The organism is [Bacillus] selenitireducens MLS10 (assembly GCF_000093085.1).
Taxonomy (GTDB): domain Bacteria; phylum Bacillota; class Bacilli; order Bacillales; family Salisediminibacteriaceae; genus Salisediminibacterium; species Salisediminibacterium selenitireducens.
Genome location: NC_014219.1, coordinates 2,392,537 through 2,408,173, shown reverse-complemented (window position 1 = coordinate 2,408,173; position 15,637 = coordinate 2,392,537). Strand labels below are relative to the sequence as shown.

17 protein-coding genes are annotated in these 15,637 nt (G+C 43.7%); 13 read left to right on the top strand and 4 right to left on the bottom strand.

The genetic code is table 11. From position 1 onward, the window contains the following. Positions 1 to 8: 8 nt before the first annotated feature. Positions 9 to 509 (top strand): YpuI family protein, encoded by a 501-nt coding sequence (locus BSEL_RS11115; protein ID WP_013173109.1) that lies wholly within the window; start codon positions 9 to 11, stop codon positions 507 to 509. Between the two features lie 59 nt (positions 510 to 568). Here the strand turns inward: BSEL_RS11115 and BSEL_RS11110 are convergent, their stop codons facing one another. Next, the gene (locus BSEL_RS11110; protein WP_013173108.1) at positions 569 to 1,129 is read right to left on the bottom strand and encodes a hypothetical protein; all 561 of its coding nucleotides are present in this window, start codon (positions 1,127 to 1,129) and stop codon (positions 569 to 571) included. Positions 1,130 to 1,344: 215 nt separating this feature from the next. Between BSEL_RS11110 and BSEL_RS11105 the strand changes: the two genes are divergently transcribed. The 8 genes from BSEL_RS11105 (at position 1,345) to BSEL_RS11070 (ending at position 10,033) form a co-directional block, all read left to right on the top strand. Further along, positions 1,345 to 2,358: a 4Fe-4S dicluster domain-containing protein gene (locus BSEL_RS11105; protein ID WP_013173107.1), complete on the top strand. Its 1,014-nt coding sequence runs from the start codon at positions 1,345 to 1,347 to the stop codon at positions 2,356 to 2,358. Then, complete coding sequence (locus tag BSEL_RS11100) at positions 2,351 to 3,046, top strand: formate dehydrogenase subunit gamma (protein WP_013173106.1); 696 nt, start codon at positions 2,351 to 2,353, stop codon at positions 3,044 to 3,046. Before BSEL_RS11105 ends, BSEL_RS11100 begins: the two co-directional genes overlap by 8 nt. Positions 3,047 to 3,164: 118 nt before the next feature. Further along, the gene (locus BSEL_RS11095) at positions 3,165 to 3,884 is read left to right on the top strand and encodes a pseudouridine synthase (protein WP_013173105.1); all 720 of its coding nucleotides are present in this window, start codon (positions 3,165 to 3,167) and stop codon (positions 3,882 to 3,884) included. An 80-nt stretch (positions 3,885 to 3,964) separates the two neighbouring features. Beyond that, positions 3,965 to 4,486, top strand: coding sequence for a thiol-disulfide oxidoreductase ResA (resA, locus tag BSEL_RS11090; RefSeq protein ID WP_013173104.1), 522 nt, complete (start codon positions 3,965 to 3,967; stop codon positions 4,484 to 4,486). Between the two features lie 17 nt (positions 4,487 to 4,503). Beyond that, positions 4,504 to 6,183, top strand: coding sequence for a cytochrome c biogenesis protein ResB (resB, locus tag BSEL_RS11085; RefSeq protein ID WP_013173103.1), 1,680 nt, complete (start codon positions 4,504 to 4,506; stop codon positions 6,181 to 6,183). Further along, positions 6,170 to 7,357, top strand: coding sequence for a c-type cytochrome biogenesis protein CcsB (ccsB, locus tag BSEL_RS11080; RefSeq protein WP_013173102.1), 1,188 nt, complete (start codon positions 6,170 to 6,172; stop codon positions 7,355 to 7,357). Before resB ends, ccsB begins: the two co-directional genes overlap by 14 nt. 148 nt (positions 7,358 to 7,505) lie before the next feature. Next, the gene (locus BSEL_RS11075) at positions 7,506 to 8,219 is read left to right on the top strand and encodes a response regulator transcription factor (protein ID WP_013173101.1); all 714 of its coding nucleotides are present in this window, start codon (positions 7,506 to 7,508) and stop codon (positions 8,217 to 8,219) included. Positions 8,220 to 8,221: 2 nt separating this feature from the next. Next, the gene (locus BSEL_RS11070; protein ID WP_013173100.1) at positions 8,222 to 10,033 is read left to right on the top strand and encodes an ATP-binding protein; all 1,812 of its coding nucleotides are present in this window, start codon (positions 8,222 to 8,224) and stop codon (positions 10,031 to 10,033) included. An 84-nt stretch (positions 10,034 to 10,117) separates the two neighbouring features. On the opposite strand, the gene BSEL_RS11065 is transcribed toward BSEL_RS11070, so the two are convergent. Then, positions 10,118 to 10,630, bottom strand: a complete 513-nt coding sequence (locus BSEL_RS11065) for a MogA/MoaB family molybdenum cofactor biosynthesis protein (RefSeq protein WP_013173099.1) — start codon at positions 10,628 to 10,630, stop codon at positions 10,118 to 10,120. A 117-nt stretch (positions 10,631 to 10,747) separates the two neighbouring features. Here BSEL_RS11065 and BSEL_RS11060 point away from each other — a divergent pair, with 117 nt between their 5' ends. Beyond that, positions 10,748 to 11,302, top strand: a complete 555-nt coding sequence (locus BSEL_RS11060; protein ID WP_013173098.1) for a cob(I)yrinic acid a,c-diamide adenosyltransferase — start codon at positions 10,748 to 10,750, stop codon at positions 11,300 to 11,302. 64 nt (positions 11,303 to 11,366) lie between these two features. On the opposite strand, the gene BSEL_RS11055 is transcribed toward BSEL_RS11060, so the two are convergent. Together BSEL_RS11055 and serA are read right to left on the bottom strand one after the other, a co-directional pair. Then, the gene (locus tag BSEL_RS11055) at positions 11,367 to 12,119 is read right to left on the bottom strand and encodes a SurA N-terminal domain-containing protein (RefSeq protein ID WP_013173097.1); all 753 of its coding nucleotides are present in this window, start codon (positions 12,117 to 12,119) and stop codon (positions 11,367 to 11,369) included. A 95-nt stretch (positions 12,120 to 12,214) separates the two neighbouring features. Next, entirely contained in the window at positions 12,215 to 13,825 is a 1,611-nt protein-coding gene (gene serA, locus BSEL_RS11050; RefSeq protein ID WP_013173096.1) for a phosphoglycerate dehydrogenase, read from the bottom strand. Positions 13,826 to 14,209: 384 nt separating this feature from the next. On the opposite strand from serA, the gene BSEL_RS11045 reads away from it, so the two are divergent. The 3 genes from BSEL_RS11045 to BSEL_RS11040 are packed head-to-tail and all read left to right on the top strand — an operon-like array spanning position 14,210 to position 15,568. Next, positions 14,210 to 14,797, top strand: coding sequence for a FadR/GntR family transcriptional regulator (locus BSEL_RS11045; protein ID WP_013173095.1), 588 nt, complete (start codon positions 14,210 to 14,212; stop codon positions 14,795 to 14,797). Continuing rightward, on the top strand, positions 14,781 to 14,921 hold the full coding sequence (locus tag BSEL_RS18220) for an FCD domain-containing protein (protein WP_269815725.1): 141 nt from the start codon (positions 14,781 to 14,783) through the stop codon (positions 14,919 to 14,921). The genes BSEL_RS11045 and BSEL_RS18220 overlap by 17 nt, the downstream gene beginning before the upstream one ends. Then, positions 14,918 to 15,568, top strand: coding sequence for a Crp/Fnr family transcriptional regulator (locus tag BSEL_RS11040; protein ID WP_013173093.1), 651 nt, complete (start codon positions 14,918 to 14,920; stop codon positions 15,566 to 15,568). Before BSEL_RS18220 ends, BSEL_RS11040 begins: the two co-directional genes overlap by 4 nt. The last annotated feature ends 69 nt before the right edge of the window (positions 15,569 to 15,637 follow it).

The window sequence follows — 15,637 nt, the reverse complement described above, 5'->3', positions numbered from 1 at the left end:
GAACAGACATGGGAAATGAACTTGTAAAAGAACAGCTTGAATCAACGGTTACGTCATTAAAGGAAACGAGCTTAAATATCCGTACGTTTTTGAATCAGGAAACGGTGGAATCACAGTTGAAAAATGCGGAAGGGTCATCACAGGAAGAGATTGAGCTTCTGTTTGATCAGCTGAGAAGATTGCTTGTTTATTTCGATGAGGGAATGGAATCAGGGCAACTGCTTCTGAAAAGCGAAAAATTCCGCAAGACCGCTGCAGAAAAAACCTTGTTTTGGGTATTCCACCAATGTGTAGAGGAATTTTTTCAACCGCATTATGATGTCTGGTATGAAGACAGCAGAGCAGCCTACACCGGTAAAAATGCGATTCATTTCCGTACAGAAGTCAGTGAACAGCTGAAAAAGCTGATCCGTTCCATCGAGGGACCTCTTCAGGAAATGAGAGAAGATCTGGATTATTATGAAACAGATTTCAGAACGAGACTTCGACAGCAGGAATCGCGTAAATAAGCATTAAAAACAGGCAAGGAGACTTTCTCCTGCCTGTTTTTTTCGACGAGTAATGGTTTTCATGACTTTCGGAGTTCGTTTAACAACCTGTCGAATTCTTTCACGACCACCTTGGACCGGTATACCATTCTTCCTGCCTCTGAATCAACGTTTGAAATTCGTCCGGAAAATACGGTCTTCAGACGCTGATCTTTAGTCAACCAATGCAGTTCTAGATATTTATGGTACGTCTCAAGGAACGTCTTCAACAGATCACGTTCTTCCTGATCATAGACTTCCTGTAATACATCTTCATCAAATAAAAACTGGCGTGGTGCAAATTCTATTTCTTTCTGATGAATGTCTACAGTTTGTTTTGATACGGCGTTTCGAATACTCAGGCATTGGAGTTCAATCGTCCGTTTCACTTCATCGCGCCATTTTTGATGCACGATTGGATGATCAGGCATTGGCGGCGCCTGCCGGTAATGTACTTTTGGCTCAGGCTGCTGTTCAGGTTTGTATGGGGTCTGACGACCGGCGGATCGTCCACTCCTGTTTCTTATCATGATTCCAATGAAGAGAAATCCAATGATCTGCACAGTGAGGATGGCTACTGACAATAAATGATCCAAAGACATATCCTCACCTCCTTACTGTCATTCTATCAAAAGTTAATACAGATCTGCATATGATTTAACTGAGCGGAAGATTTTCTGAATAACATCTTATTCTGTTTTGGATATAAGGAGTTCACAAAAGCGTCACAAATGCGGGGTTGAATTTTATATGTGCGAACGGTAACATACTTGTAGGGGTATAAGTATCAATGAATGAATAACAGGGGGGAACTGCTATGATGAACAGAAGAAATTTTTTGAAACGCGCATCTGCAGCAACTGCAACAGCTGCTGTGATGACCACATCCCAGAAATGGGTGTCAGCATCGGGGATTGATGATGACAAACAAATCGGATCCATTATTGATTTAAGTAAATGTGATGGCTGTGAATATGAAAATACACCGCTGTGTGTTGCAGCTTGTAAAACGAAGAATGAAAGTAAATTTCCACAGCCGGAGAAGCCGATTCAGGATTACTGGCCGAGAGATCATCACGAAGACTGGTCGGATGAACAGGATCGCATCGATCGGCTGACACCGTATAATTGGACATTTGTTGACTCGGTAGAAGTCGAGCACAACGGGGAGAAACAAATGGTGCATGTGCCGAGAAGATGTATGCATTGTGATGATGCAACCTGTCAGAAGCTTTGTCCGTTTGGTGTGATTTATAAAAGTGAACACGGTGCGGTTCATATCGATCAGGATTTTTGCATGGGTGGGGCGAAATGCCGCTCAGCCTGTCCGTGGGATATTCCTCAGCGTCAGGCGGGTGTTGGCATCTATCAGAGCATTGCACCAACCTTCGCGGGAGGCGGTGTGATGTACAAATGTGATATGTGTGTGGATCTTCTTGAGAAAGGGGAGAAGCCGGCTTGTGAAACATCCTGTCCAAGGGATGCGATCACCTTTGGTCCTCTTGAGGAGATGCGTGCAGAAGCAAGAAGAAGAGCCAATGACATGGACGGATTTGTTTACGGGGACGACGAGAACGGGGGTACGCACACCTTTTATGTGTCTCAGGTGCCTTATGAAAAAATTGACCAGGCAATCGAGGAAGAGAAACAGGAAACGAATGATCAGCGTCCAGGCAGGCCGCATATGAAACCGGAAGTGGAAAATCTCCTATATACTGCACACGGGTTTACCCTTGCGATGATGATTGCCCCGGTAGCAGGTGCAGCAGCTGCGGGGATCACAGCTTATAAGACGATGAAGGGTGAAAAGGAGGCGGCATCCGATGAGTAAACAGACAAGAGAAAAAATGGTCCGTCAACCTAAAGTGAACCGCTTCGTTCACTGGACGGCAGCAATTTCCATCATTATGCTGATAATAACGGGTCTTGGTCAAATGCCGCTTTACGGGCGCTATCTCGGTCCGAATCCACCGGCTATGCTCGAATGGCTGCAAAGTTATGAAATTACGCTTTGGGTGCATTACATTGCCGCAAGTGTCCTGATCTTTACGGTCATTTTTCACGCTATTCACCATCTCATCCGAAAAGAGTTTGCCATCATACCGAGAAAAGGGGATGTCAAAGGTTCATACCATCTGATGAAAGCGATGATTCTGAAACAGGAAGAACCGCCAAGTCATAAATATTTGCCTGAACAGCGCCTAGCTTATGCTTTGTTTGCCGTTTCGATTATTTTGTTAATCGTCACAGGTGCATTTAAAGTGTATCAGAATGTCGCCGGAGGCAGCCTCTCGAATTCAATGATGGTGATCATGACAAATGGTCACAATATCGGGACTGTCCTCATCATTTTTGCCTTTATCGGTCATATGGCTGCGTTTCTCTTTAAGGATAACCGCAAAATGATGCCGGGCATGTTTACCGGAAAAGTCGATAAAGACTATATCAAACACAGGCATTCTCTTTGGTATGAAGAGTTGCAGGAAAAGAAACGCAAAAAGAAAAAGAAAGTCTCTTAATCTCTGGGCACATCGGTCATACCGGTGTGCTTTTTATTGTGTTGTCTTTCGAAAACGGTTAAAATTAAATGTTGAGACATCTTTAGGATAAGTGGAACTTATATTGGGAGTGGTAAACGTGGAACGATTGCAAAAATTAATCGCACAAGCCGGGATTACATCGAGGCGAAAGGCGGAAAAACTGATAGAAGAAGGCCGTGTGTATGTAAACGGTAATCAGGTGAAAGAAGTTGGGGCTAAGGCGGATTTACAGACGGATGAAATATCGGTTGATGGTGTGCCATTACAAAAAGAAGAGCCGGTCTATTATTTACTTTACAAGCCTTCCGGCGTAATTTCGAGTGCCGGTGATGATAAAGGAAGAAAAACCGTGATTGATCTCGTACCAGGCGAGTTCAGAGTTTTCCCCGTAGGCAGACTCGACTTTGATACGTCGGGATTAATTGTTCTTACAAATGATGGTGAGTTCGCCAATCTGCTTATGCATCCCAAATACAGAATTCATAAGACGTATATTGCAAAAGTAAAAGGGCTGCCGCTTCGTGAAGACTTGAAAAAACTTGACCGGGGAATTGTGCTTGAGGACGGCAAAACAGCCCCTGCGAAAACGAAAGTGATTAAAACAGATAAGAGAAAAGGAACGGCAGTTGTGGAGATTACCATCCATGAAGGAAGAAACCGGCAGGTACGACGTATGTTTGACGCTATAGGATTCCCCGTCATGAAATTAAAGCGGGAGCGATATGGCATTCTTGATTTAAAAGGGTTGAATGCCGGTGATTGGCGGGAACTGAAACCTCACGAAGTAAAAACGTTAAGGGAAATTGCAGAAAAATAGTATCGTGAAATTGTAAACACTATCAATGTAGTGATATTATAAGGATGTACGTATCGTGAAATAGAAAGCGAGTGAAAGACATGAAGAATAAACGGTTTCTGATGCGTCTCTCGATTCTGATTGTCATGATCGGTGCAGTGGGGTATTCCCTTTATGTGAATTTTTCAGAAGAACGCGGGGTTGTGGATGCAGGTGACACAGCACCTAATTTCATTGTACAAGATCTCGATGGAGAGAATGTTGAATTAACAGATTACAATGGACAGGGTATCTATTTGAACTTCTGGGCAACTTATTGTGTGTATTGCAGGGAAAAGATGCAGTATCTTCAGGAACATGAAGAGGAATACAGGGAGAAGGGTGTCACCATTCTGAACGTCAATGTTGATGAGACAACACTGCAGGTTGAGCGTCATAAAGAACGTCAAAACCTTACATTTCCTCTTTATATTGACCGGAATATGCTTGTCAGCAATGCCTATGGCGTCGCAAGTCTCCCCACGGTCTTCTTAATTGACCATGAAGGAACTGTTAAGGAAAGACAGATCGGCGGGAAAACCGAAGGCCAGGTAGTTGAAGCCTTGGAATCTCTTGTACCATAAATGTGGAGGGCTTTTGAATGGATAAAGTGAAGTGTGAATGCGGCCATGTGAACCCATATGGCACGTATTTGTGTGAGTCATGCGGTAAGCCCCTCATTGAAGAAGAGGGTAATCTTGCGAACATGCGCTACGAAGGCGTTGCGAGACGTTCACAAACATACAAAAAAAACATCGTTGATAAAATATGGAACTTTTTCTCGTCGGTAAAAGTTGGAATTTGGATTATCGTCGTATTGCTTCTTGCTTCTGCAATCGGCACCATCTTTCCTCAGGAAATGTACCTCCCCCGCGGAGAATCAGCCACAACATATTATCAAAATGAATATGGGGTATTCGGGCAACTTTATTATCAGCTTGGCTTCCACAATTTATACAGCTCATGGTGGTATACGCTTATTTTGGCTGCATTGGGCATTTCTCTTGTCATTTGCAGTCTTGACAGAGTTGTGCCATTGTACCGTGCATTAAAGACGCAGCGTGTCGATCGTCATGAGAAGTTTCTCGAACGTCAGAGGCTGTTTACGAGAAGTGAAGAATCGGATGCATTCGATGAGCACACTGAATTGATTGAATCCCGTCTGAAGCAGAAGAATTATTCGATTCGAAAAGAAGGCAGTGCCCTTCTTGCAGAAAAAAATCGCTTTTCGAGGTGGGGCCCCTACGTCAATCATATCGGGCTGATCCTCTTTTTAATCGGCGGATTACTTCGTCTCTTCCCAGAAATGTATCTTGATGATTACGTATGGGTTCGAGAAGGAGAAACAGAAGTCATTCGCGGAACTGAAGGAGAGTATTTTCTTCGAAATGATCAGTTCCTCGTTGAACTCTATGATGAAGAGGATCCCGTTTTCGGGGAAGCATTAATGAATGCCGTGGATCCGGTTGTAAAGACATATCAGACGAGTGCGACGCTGTTTAAACAGTCCACAGAAGGCGCTATTGGAAGCGATGCAGAGCTTGAAGAGATCAAATCATACGATATACGTGTGAATGACCCCCTTAACTTTGAAGGCTTCTCACTTTATCAGGTTGATTATAAGTTGAATGAACTCTCACAGTTTACCTTCAGAATTGAAGGAGAGGATTTAAGTGATGAGGAGCAGCAGGATCTCACCTTTGAAGTTGATCTGAACGATCCTCAGATGAGCTATGAGTTTGATAATGGCTATCGGGTTGAAATTGTGGAATACTTCCCTAATTTCTTAATCAATGACCAAAATGAGCCAACTACACTGAACCGTGTCCCCGATAATCCACGAATTATTTTTGAAGTCTTTGCCCCTGATGTGGAGCCTGTTGAGGGGAGAGGAGAGCTGAGTTTAATCGGTGTTCAGGTGAATGAAGCACTGAATGGTGACCATGATCATACCATTCGGATGACGGATGTTGAGATGGTCAATGTAACCGGTTTGACCGTACGTCGTGACCGCACGCTTCCGATCCTTATTGCCGGAGGTACGATATTTATGATTGGTCTGATTCAGGGTTCGTACTGGCATCACCGTAGAATATGGATCAGAGAAAAAGACGGAAAGCTTCTTATTGCCGGTCATGCAAATAAAAATTGGCATTCACTCAAAAAAGATTTTGAGTTTGTTTTAAAAGATACAACTATTCCTGAGCCTATTGATCAGGCAGATGAACAGGCAAATGAAGAGGAAAAAGAAGGAGATGGCGGCACTCATGGCACAACTTAGCACCAACCTCATTTTCGGAGCGTTTTTCTTTTATTTTGCTTCGACCCTCTTCTTCTCCGTTGCGATCACGGGGAGAAAATTCAGGGACCGCTCTGGAGCAGAAGCGAATAAATCCGGGTTCTTTGGTTATATTACGGCTGTCATAGCAGTCGCACTGTCACTAGGCTATTTCTTCACGCGCTGGTATGTTGCCGGATTTGCTCCGGTCAGTAACATGTTTGAATATACGACAGCTCTTGGAATCGCAGTTGCACTGGCTTTTGTCATCATTCATCCGATTTACAAGAACAATTACCTTGGTCTTTTTACTATGCCTGTTGTGATGCTGATTATTGCTTACGCGTCCATGTTTCCGACTGAGGTTCAGCCACTGATACCTGCACTGCAGTCTAATTGGCTCGCGATTCACGTAATAACAACGGTGATTGGTCAAGGGATTCTGGGTGTGTCCTTTGTGGCAGGGTTGATTTACTTACTTGCTTCGATTGATTTTTCACGCTCTTCAAAAAGCAGAACAGGGATTGAAATCGTCCAGTATTCGGTTCTTTCCACCTTGGTTTACGTCATACTGAGCATGGGATTTAATCTGGCCGATTACCAGGCAGAGTTCTCTTATATTAACGAAAATGGGGTAGAAGCAGAGATCACCTACTCATTCCCTCCAATCATTGGACCGAACGAAGGGGAGCTGATCAGTGATCAGGGAATGAATCCGCTTGTTTCAGCTCCTGCGATTATTGAAAGCGCAGATCTGAATACAGTCTTATGGTCCATGACCACTGGTCTGATTATTTACTGGCTGATTCGTCTCGTGTTTAAAAAACCGACGGGTGCCATTGTACAGCCCCTGTTGAAGAAAATAAATCTGAACACACTGGATGAGATCAGTTACAGAGCAGTTGCGATTGGGTTTCCGGTCTTTACTCTAGGAGCATTGATTTTTGCGATGATCTGGGCCCAAATTGCATGGACCCGATTTTGGGGTTGGGATCCAAAAGAAGTATGGGCATTGATTACGTTCTTGTTCTATGCAGCCTATTTGCATCTTCGCCTCTCAAGAGGATGGCATGGTGAAAAGAGTGCGTGGCTTGTCGTGATCGGTTTTATCATTATCATGTTTAACCTGATTTTTGTGAACCTGGTGATCGCGGGTCTGCATTCCTACGCAGCTTAATACAGAAAAGAGACGTTAACTCAGCTTACGTCTCTTTTTTGAAAGGTAATGATTATACAATTCTTAAACCGGTCGTGTTACAATAAAATTGTGAACATTTCATTGAAGCAATATGTAATTTGGTAAAGAAAGAGAGGAGATATTGTCTATGTCTACAGATGCCAGAATTCTCGTTGTGGATGACGAAGAACGGATTCGCAGGTTATTAAAAATGTATCTCGAACGGGAGAATTATGATGTCGATGATGCAGAGAACGGAGAGATCGCTTTAAAAAAAGCGTTGGACTATGATTATGACCTTATTGTACTCGATTTGATGATGCCGGGAATGGATGGCATCGAGGTTTGTGAAAAAATCAGAAAACAAAAAGCGACACCGATCGTCATGTTAACGGCAAAAGGAGAAGAAGCCAACCGGGTTCAGGGCTTTGAAGCAGGCACGGACGATTATATCGTGAAGCCATTCAGCCCGAGGGAAGTCGTGCTCAGAGTAAAGGCACTGCTTCGAAGAGCTTCGACTACCGCTTTTCTTCAGACCGAAACAAGCACGAAAGACGTCCTTGTCTTTCCGCATCTCACAATCGATAATGATGCGCATCGGGTAACGGCTGACGATAAACACATCAGTCTCACGCCAAAAGAATATGAGCTTTTGCATTATCTTGCCTCTGCCCCAGATAAAGTATTTGCAAGAGAACAGCTTTTGAAAGACGTATGGAATTATGAGTTTTTCGGAGACCTGCGGACGGTTGACACGCATGTGAAGCGTTTACGGGAAAAACTGAATAAAGTTTCTCCCGAGGCGGGCAATATGATTTCCACTGTATGGGGAGTCGGATATAAGTTCGAGGCTGTGAAGTAAACATGATGTTTTGGCGCAGCGTCGTAGGTAAGCTGTGGATCACGATACTGTTACTGGTATCTGTGGTCCTGCTTATTTTGACTATTCTCTTATTGCAATATTTTGAACGGTTTCATACCGAACGTGCAGAGAACGAATTAATGAGTCATGCAAGCCTGATCGGGTCTGTGATTGAAGATGATGATACGCAGAATCGTGTTCTCGCTATGGCGGAAACGATCTCTGAAACGTATGAGGCACAGGCAGTGATTATTCTCGATCAAGAGCAATACTGGTACACAGAACAGGTTTTTTCAGGAGCGCAACTGCCGATACAGGTTTTCTATGAAGATGATGTGCTTTCACGAGTCATTTTTGAACAGGAATCGATTGCTACAGAAGGCGATTATTTATTTGAGTCAATCGGGGAAGAGGGTACCGAAGAATTAATGGTTGTCGGGACACCCGTTCAATTTCCCGACGGTGAAATTGGGGCCGTGTTTCTTTATCAATCTCTTGATGTTGTCGAGGAAGCGACGAGCCAAACGACCAGTATTATTCTGCTTTCTGCAGGCATAGCCATCATATTGACAACCGTCTTCGCCTTTTTCCTGACGACAAGAATTACTGCGCCGTTAAGAAGGATGCGCAAAGCCTCTCTTGAAGTGGCTAAAGGAAATTTTGATACGAAGGTGCCAATATTGACAAACGATGAAATCGGGTTGCTTGGTATTGCCTTTAATCGGATGGCCCGTGCGCTGAACACCAATCTCAACGCATTAAACCAGGAGAAAGAGCAGCTTTCGAGAATTTTGTCGTCCATGGCAGATGGTGTGATTACGCTCGACCGTGACGGTGGCGTGATGGTTACGAATCCTCCGGCGAATGAATTCATCGGGGCATGGTTATACGAACAGGGCTATGTCACAGAAGAGTCAGGCCAATTGCCGGAAGAGCTGCAAAATCTGTTTGAGAAAGTTGTTTCTGAAGAACAGGAACAAATGGGAGAAGTGGACGTACAAGGGAGAAGCTGGGTAATCCTGATGACACCACTGTACGATCAATATCATGTTCGCGGAGCAGTAGCCGTCATGCGAGATATGACAGAAGAGCGGCTTCATGATAAATTGCGTAAAGATTTTATTGCCAATGTTTCTCATGAATTAAGGACGCCGATTTCCATGCTGCAGGGATACAGTGAGGCCATAATTGATGACGTTGCGGGAAGTGATGAAGAGAAAAAAGAACTTGCTCAGATTATTTATGATGAATCACTTCGAATGGGCAGACTTGTGAATGAATTACTGGATCTTGCGCGTATTGAAGCAGGCCATATTCGGTTGAATCTTGAGCCGGTGAACATGACTGAGTTTGTGGAACGAATCTCACGTAAATTTCAAGGTGTTGCCGACGATAATAACGTAGAACTGATGGGGGAAATCGATCAATCAGACACAGAAGCATATGTCGATCCTGACAGAATTGAACAGGTCATGACGAATCTGATTGATAATGCCATACGCTATACATCGGTTAATGGTTCGGTTAAGCTCCGTCTCGAGGAGCTGCCTGCAGGCTTCAGGCTTGATGTGGAGGATACAGGAGCCGGAATACCCGAAGAGGATCTGCCGTTTGTCTTTGAACGGTTTTATAAAGCGGATAAAGCAAGAACGAGAGGCAGAGCGGGAACCGGTTTGGGTCTTGCGATCGTGAAGAACATCGTTGAAGCCCACAAAGGGAGAGTATCTGCACACAGCAGAATGGGAGAGGGCACGACGTTCTCCGTGTTTCTTCCGTTCTCGCAGGGAGAAGATGTGAATGAACTGACGTCCTAAATATGTGGCAACTGAAATTTCAAATGTAAAGATCCAAGAGCATAAAGGAAATGCTCTTGGATCTTTTTTAGTTCTGTATTGCTGTTAGAGATCTTTATAGATTTCTCTCATCATGTGGGCAAGTTCTGGAATGATAAGCTGATCCATTGCAAGTTTGACAGCTCCTGATGAGCCGGGTGTTGAAAATACAGCCGTTTGACCTCGGACGCCAGCCGTCGCACGTGACAGCATGGCTGCAGGACCAATGTCTTTTTCGAAACTCAAGTAGCGAAACAGTTCACCAAAGCCCGGAAGCTCTTTATCAAGCATGTCAGAGACGGCTTCATAGGTTGTATCTCTGAATGTGATACCGGTTCCGCCATTAATCAGTAGTGCTTCTATTTCATCGTGCTGATCAGCAAAACGAACCCACTTCTGAATGCCGCTGTAGTCGTCTTTCACGATTTCATGACGATATACAGCATGTCCTGCATCTTCAAGTTTTGTTTTCATCAGATGACCACTCTTGTCTGTTTCTTTCGTTCGTGTGTCTGATACCGTCAGGATCATACAGACAACCCGTTCCGGTGCTTCTTTTTTATGTTCTTCGACACTCATGCATGCATCATTCCTTTCGTTCGGATATCTCTATTATCCATTGGCACGTAAATAATTGCAAACAGAGTTGGTTTCGGGGTATGCTATTTGTATGCAATTTATGAGGAGGCTTTAATAGTGAAAATTTATACGAAATCAGGAGATGAAGGAAACACACATCTAATCGGAAAAAAAGTGCCCAAAACAGACATGAGAGTTGAAGCATATGGCACAGTGGATGAATTGAACAGCCTGATTGGTGTCACGTTAATCCACCTTTCGGATCAGCATGCAGATATCAGGAAGGACCTGAAAAAAATACAGCAGGAATTATTTGATTTGGGCGGTGATTTGGCTAACGTCACCGACAGAGACACGTATTATATGCAAGAAGCATTCATCACGGATCTCGAGGATCGAATTGATGTATATTGGGAGGAGTCACCGCCACTAGAACGTTTCATTCTTCCGGGTGGACAAAGCGGTGCAGCTTATCTGCATCAGTGCAGAACGGTCGCAAGGCGTGCAGAGCGGCGTATTGTGGATGTTGCGCATGAGGAACAGATCCCCCCTGCAGCAATTCCTTATATGAACAGACTTTCGGATTATTTCTTCTCAGCTTCACGGGTTGTCAATGTCAGAGAGGGCTATGAAGATACATTTTATGATGCATCACGTAACCAGCCGGAATAATTGACCATAAAACAGGCCCCGAATTATTGATTCGGGGCCTGTTCTTTTGAACGTGATTTCCGGTTCAGATTAAGATTTCAATATCTGCATCTTCGTAAAGCTGTTCGAGATACTTTGATTGAACAACTTGAAGTTCGAGATCATCGCGAAGATCTTCAAATGGGCCAATTTCAGGGTTCTGAGCTGCCTGTTGTTCATAGGCCTCTTCGAGTTCTTCATCTGTCACTTCAAAATCAAGGGTTTCGATATATTCGGGTGAAAGGAGCTGATTCAGTTTTAATGAATCACGGATTTCATTTTCCAGAAGGTCTTCTGTATAGCCTTGAGAGGCAAGAACCTCTTCGAAGTCATCGTCAAACTGGCTGCGAATCTGTTCCATTTCTGCCTGAACCTCATCTTCATCGGCTTGAATGTTCTGACTGTCTGCTTCCTGAACAAGGAGCTCAAGCTGGATTAATTCGTCTACAATGCCTTCTTGAATCTGCATAAGCAGAGCCATATTTTCCTCATCTTCAAAATCAATGCCCTGTTGGGCAAACATCATTTCATACTGTTGCAGCTGCATTTCGAGATTTGCCATTGGAATATCTTCACCATTGACAGTGGCAACGACATCTCCTTCGAGATTGAGAACACTTTCTGAAGGTTCTGCTGATGGATCAGATTGATTGGATGCCTCTGTTTCGCTTTGATCTGCTCCGTTATCATTCTCATTATCCAACAGAGTCGTTCCCTCTTCATTACCACTGCATGCACTCAGGACGAATACTGCACTGAGTGGCAAAGCCAACCAGGCTTTTTTACCGCTTTTGATCATTAATGCTCAACAACCTTTCTCTATTCTATGAAATTATGTTACATCGACGACAATCATATCATAAAATGTTGATGATGAGCAATTCAAATCGACTGTTAGAGTTCTATGGTTTGGACGGATTCCACTTCATCAAACGTTTCGAATGCAGTAATTACATCACCATTGCATGCTTTATCAGTGCCGAGCAGCATAATGGCTTTCCCGCCTTCAGAATGACGGCCAACCTGCATTGTAGCAATATTCACGTCATGGGTACCCAAGAGCTGTCCGACTTTACCGATAACACCCGGGCGGTCATTGTGCTGAACGAACAGTGTATGTTTACCCGGCTGGAATTCAAATGAAAATTCATTAATTCTGACAATTCTAGGGCCGAACTCTTTGCTGTATGTGCCGACGATGAACAGTTCGCGCTTTTCTCCCCGGATAGTCGCGCCGATCATGTTCGAGTATCCGTAAGATTCGTTCGTATGCTTTTCGGAAACATTGATTTCCCGTTCCTTTGCGATTGCGACCGCATTGACTTCATTCACATATGAATCAACCCGGTGTTTAAAGAAACCGGCAAGAAAACTGCGATTAAAGAGACCTGTTTCCTGGTGGGAAAGTTCGCCAGCATAGTGCATTTCCACCTCTTTTACGGGCTCGCGGAAGAGTTGTGTGGCGGTCTCACCAAGAACTTTCGTAAGAGAAGTGATGGGTGCCATTTTTTCAAATTCATCGGCATCAATATGCGGTAAGTTCAGAGCGTGCGGTGCAGGTTTCCCTTTCAGATAGTCGAGGATTTCGACAGCGACCTGTTCTGCTACGTTCAACTGAGCTTCATCTGTTGATGCAGCAATATGCGGGGTTGTAATAACCTCGTCAAGTTCAGTTAATGGATGATTCTTTGCAGGTTCCTCTTCATATACATCAACGGCGGCACCTTTGATGTCACCTTGTTTAATGGCTTGATACAAAGCATCTTCGTCGATAATGCCGCCACGGGCACAGTTCAATAAATAAGCATTTTTTTTCATTTTTTTGAGGCGTTCAGTGCTGATCATCCCTTTGGTTTCTTTTGTTAAAGGAGTGTGGACACTGATGAAGTCAGCTGATTCAAGCAGTTCATCTAGGTCCATGATCGTCACTTTGTTTTTCTCTGCCCTTGATTCGGTCAAAAACGGATCGTAGGCAACGACATTCATTTTAAATGCGCGTGCTCTTGAGGCGATTTCTGAGCCGATTCTGCCGAATCCGACAATACCGAGTGTTTTTCCAAATAACTCAGTACCCGTATACAATTTTCGATCCCATCGTCCTTCTTTCATGGACTGATTGGCTTGTGGAATATTACGAACCACGGATGCCAGCATGGCAAAGGTGTGTTCGGCTGTGGAGATGGTGTTACCGTCAGGTGCATTCACCACAACCACACCATTGGCAGTTGCAGCATCCAAATCAACATTGTCCACTCCGACGCCAGCACGTCCAATGATCTTTAAGTTCGGCATTTTCTGAATGATGTCAGCAGTTACTGTCGTGGCACTGCGGATGATTAATGCATCGACTTCTTCAAGGGGGATGGTTGTTGACAAGACGTTTTCAAATACCACATTGACTTCATCGGATTCAATGACAGGTTTTAACCCTTCTTCGCTCATCTGGTCGGAAACCAAAACTGTAAATTGTTTGTTCTCTGTCCGTTCTTTTGTGTTTGCGCTCACTTCGCTCAACTCCTGTGTGTGTGAATAGTTTGATTATACAATATTAACACGAAATTCTGATAATTTACCACAGCAACTTGTCAAAAAATCATACATTATTTGTGGTAGCGCTTACAAACGTTCGGATTTTCATTGTGATTGCAAAACAAATTCAAAAAATATTGCCGGTGTGTCCGATTCGGCTGTTTCTGCGAGAACGGCGAACCGCTATTTGTCGGACAGCTTGATCAAAGTCCGGACTGGTTGGACAAATGAGGAAATCAGACGGATAGATAACAGAGACAGGGAGTGAGTGATTTATCGGAGACAGACGAAATTGAAATTGGTCAGGTTAAAAGGTACAATACAAACAGAGATGTCAAGATTGATTAAGGAGTATATATCATGATTAAACAGGTTAAATCAAAAAAGATTTATGAAATTGTTGCAGAACAATTGACTGAAATGATAATGGATGGCCAATTTAAACAGGGAGAGCGTCTTCCGTCTGTCCAGCAGCTCTCGGAGGATTTTGACGTGGGCCGCTCTGCGATTCGTGAAGCACTCAGTGCCTTAAAGGCAATGGGACTGATTGAGATCCGTCAGGGAGAGGGAACGTTTGTTAAAAAAACAGCGGTGGATCTGTCAGGAAAGATGATTCCTTCCGTATTGGAACAGGAAGATTTAAAGCAACTGTTTGAGGTCCGAAAATTAAATGAGACCGGAGCAGCAGCCATTGCGGCCGAAAAAAGATCTGATGCGGATTTACGCAAGCTTGAACGGATTCTTCATGAGATGAAATTGGCTGAAGGAGACGGGAGTCTGGGTGAACAGGCAGATATCGCATTTCATATGGCGATAGTTACTGCGGCTGGGAATCAAATGCTGGAACGTTTAATGACAACGATCTCTGAAACAGTTGAGGAATCGATGAAAGAGGCTCGCCAATTGTTTTTGTATTCAAATGAAGAAAAAAATGAAACAGCTTTATGAGGAGCATGCAGCCATTTATAATGCAGTCAAAATGCAGGATAGTGATGCTGCCTACCGTGCGATGTATGATCATATTGCGGGTGTTGAAAAGGCTGTATTTATTCATGATGGTGAACAGAAATGAGATGGAAGCAGCATTTCAAGTCGTCAGTTCTGTTTGGTGGATTGAACGATCAGGAAATTGATGAGGTCATTTCCTTTGGGTATGAACAAACATTAAATGATAAAGAGCGGCTGTTCTGGGAAGGTGATGATAAAAAGTACTTGTTTGTATTGGGATCAGGAACCGTATTGATCTCAAAACTCACTGAAAACGGGAATGAAAGTGTGATAAATGTGCTGTCTGCGGGAGAAGTATTCCCTCACGCAGGGCTTTTTGATCATTCCGTATATCCTGGAACAGCAACAGCCAAAAAAGAAGTAAAAGTACTGGCGATCCCTGTTGAACAGATCGAAAGCCTCATTCTGAATAAGCCGGAAATAGCCATAAAAATCATTCAGATGATGAATGAAAATATGCTGATGCTGCAGCGAAAGCTCAATGAACTGCTTTCTCTGGACGTTTCTTCGAGGCTTAAGTCTGCGATGGATCATCTCATTAAAGTTCAAGGAGATGAAATCATTTTGACACATCAGGAGATCGGTTATTTAATCGGTTCAACTCGTGAAACAGTCAGCCGACAGCTTAAAAAATGGGAAAAACTCGGATGGATTTCTGTGAAGAAAGATCGGATTATCATTCATCATCAATGGGAATCAGGGGCTGAGTAAGAGACCGAAATGATCTGCAAGACAAAAAAGAACCACCGGCATGAGCCGGTGGTTCTGGTATGCATGTGA

Coding starts and splice junctions, on each gene's coding strand:
- BSEL_RS11115 (WP_013173109.1), top strand. CDS start 9: ATGGGAAATGAACTTGTAAAAGAACAGCTTGAATCAACGGTTACGTCA.
- BSEL_RS11110 (WP_013173108.1), bottom strand. CDS start 1,129: ATGTCTTTGGATCATTTATTGTCAGTAGCCATCCTCACTGTGCAGATC.
- BSEL_RS11105 (WP_013173107.1), top strand. CDS start 1,345: ATGATGAACAGAAGAAATTTTTTGAAACGCGCATCTGCAGCAACTGCA.
- BSEL_RS11100 (WP_013173106.1), top strand. CDS start 2,351: ATGAGTAAACAGACAAGAGAAAAAATGGTCCGTCAACCTAAAGTGAAC.
- resA (WP_013173104.1), top strand. CDS start 3,965: ATGAAGAATAAACGGTTTCTGATGCGTCTCTCGATTCTGATTGTCATG.
- resB (WP_013173103.1), top strand. CDS start 4,504: ATGGATAAAGTGAAGTGTGAATGCGGCCATGTGAACCCATATGGCACG.
- ccsB (WP_013173102.1), top strand. CDS start 6,170: ATGGCACAACTTAGCACCAACCTCATTTTCGGAGCGTTTTTCTTTTAT.
- BSEL_RS11075 (WP_013173101.1), top strand. CDS start 7,506: ATGTCTACAGATGCCAGAATTCTCGTTGTGGATGACGAAGAACGGATT.
- BSEL_RS11070 (WP_013173100.1), top strand. CDS start 8,222: ATGATGTTTTGGCGCAGCGTCGTAGGTAAGCTGTGGATCACGATACTG.
- BSEL_RS11065 (WP_013173099.1), bottom strand. CDS start 10,630: ATGAGTGTCGAAGAACATAAAAAAGAAGCACCGGAACGGGTTGTCTGT.
- BSEL_RS11055 (WP_013173097.1), bottom strand. CDS start 12,119: ATGATCAAAAGCGGTAAAAAAGCCTGGTTGGCTTTGCCACTCAGTGCA.
- BSEL_RS11045 (WP_013173095.1), top strand. CDS start 14,210: ATGATTAAACAGGTTAAATCAAAAAAGATTTATGAAATTGTTGCAGAA.
- BSEL_RS18220 (WP_269815725.1), top strand. CDS start 14,781: ATGAAACAGCTTTATGAGGAGCATGCAGCCATTTATAATGCAGTCAAA.
- BSEL_RS11040 (WP_013173093.1), top strand. CDS start 14,918: ATGAGATGGAAGCAGCATTTCAAGTCGTCAGTTCTGTTTGGTGGATTG.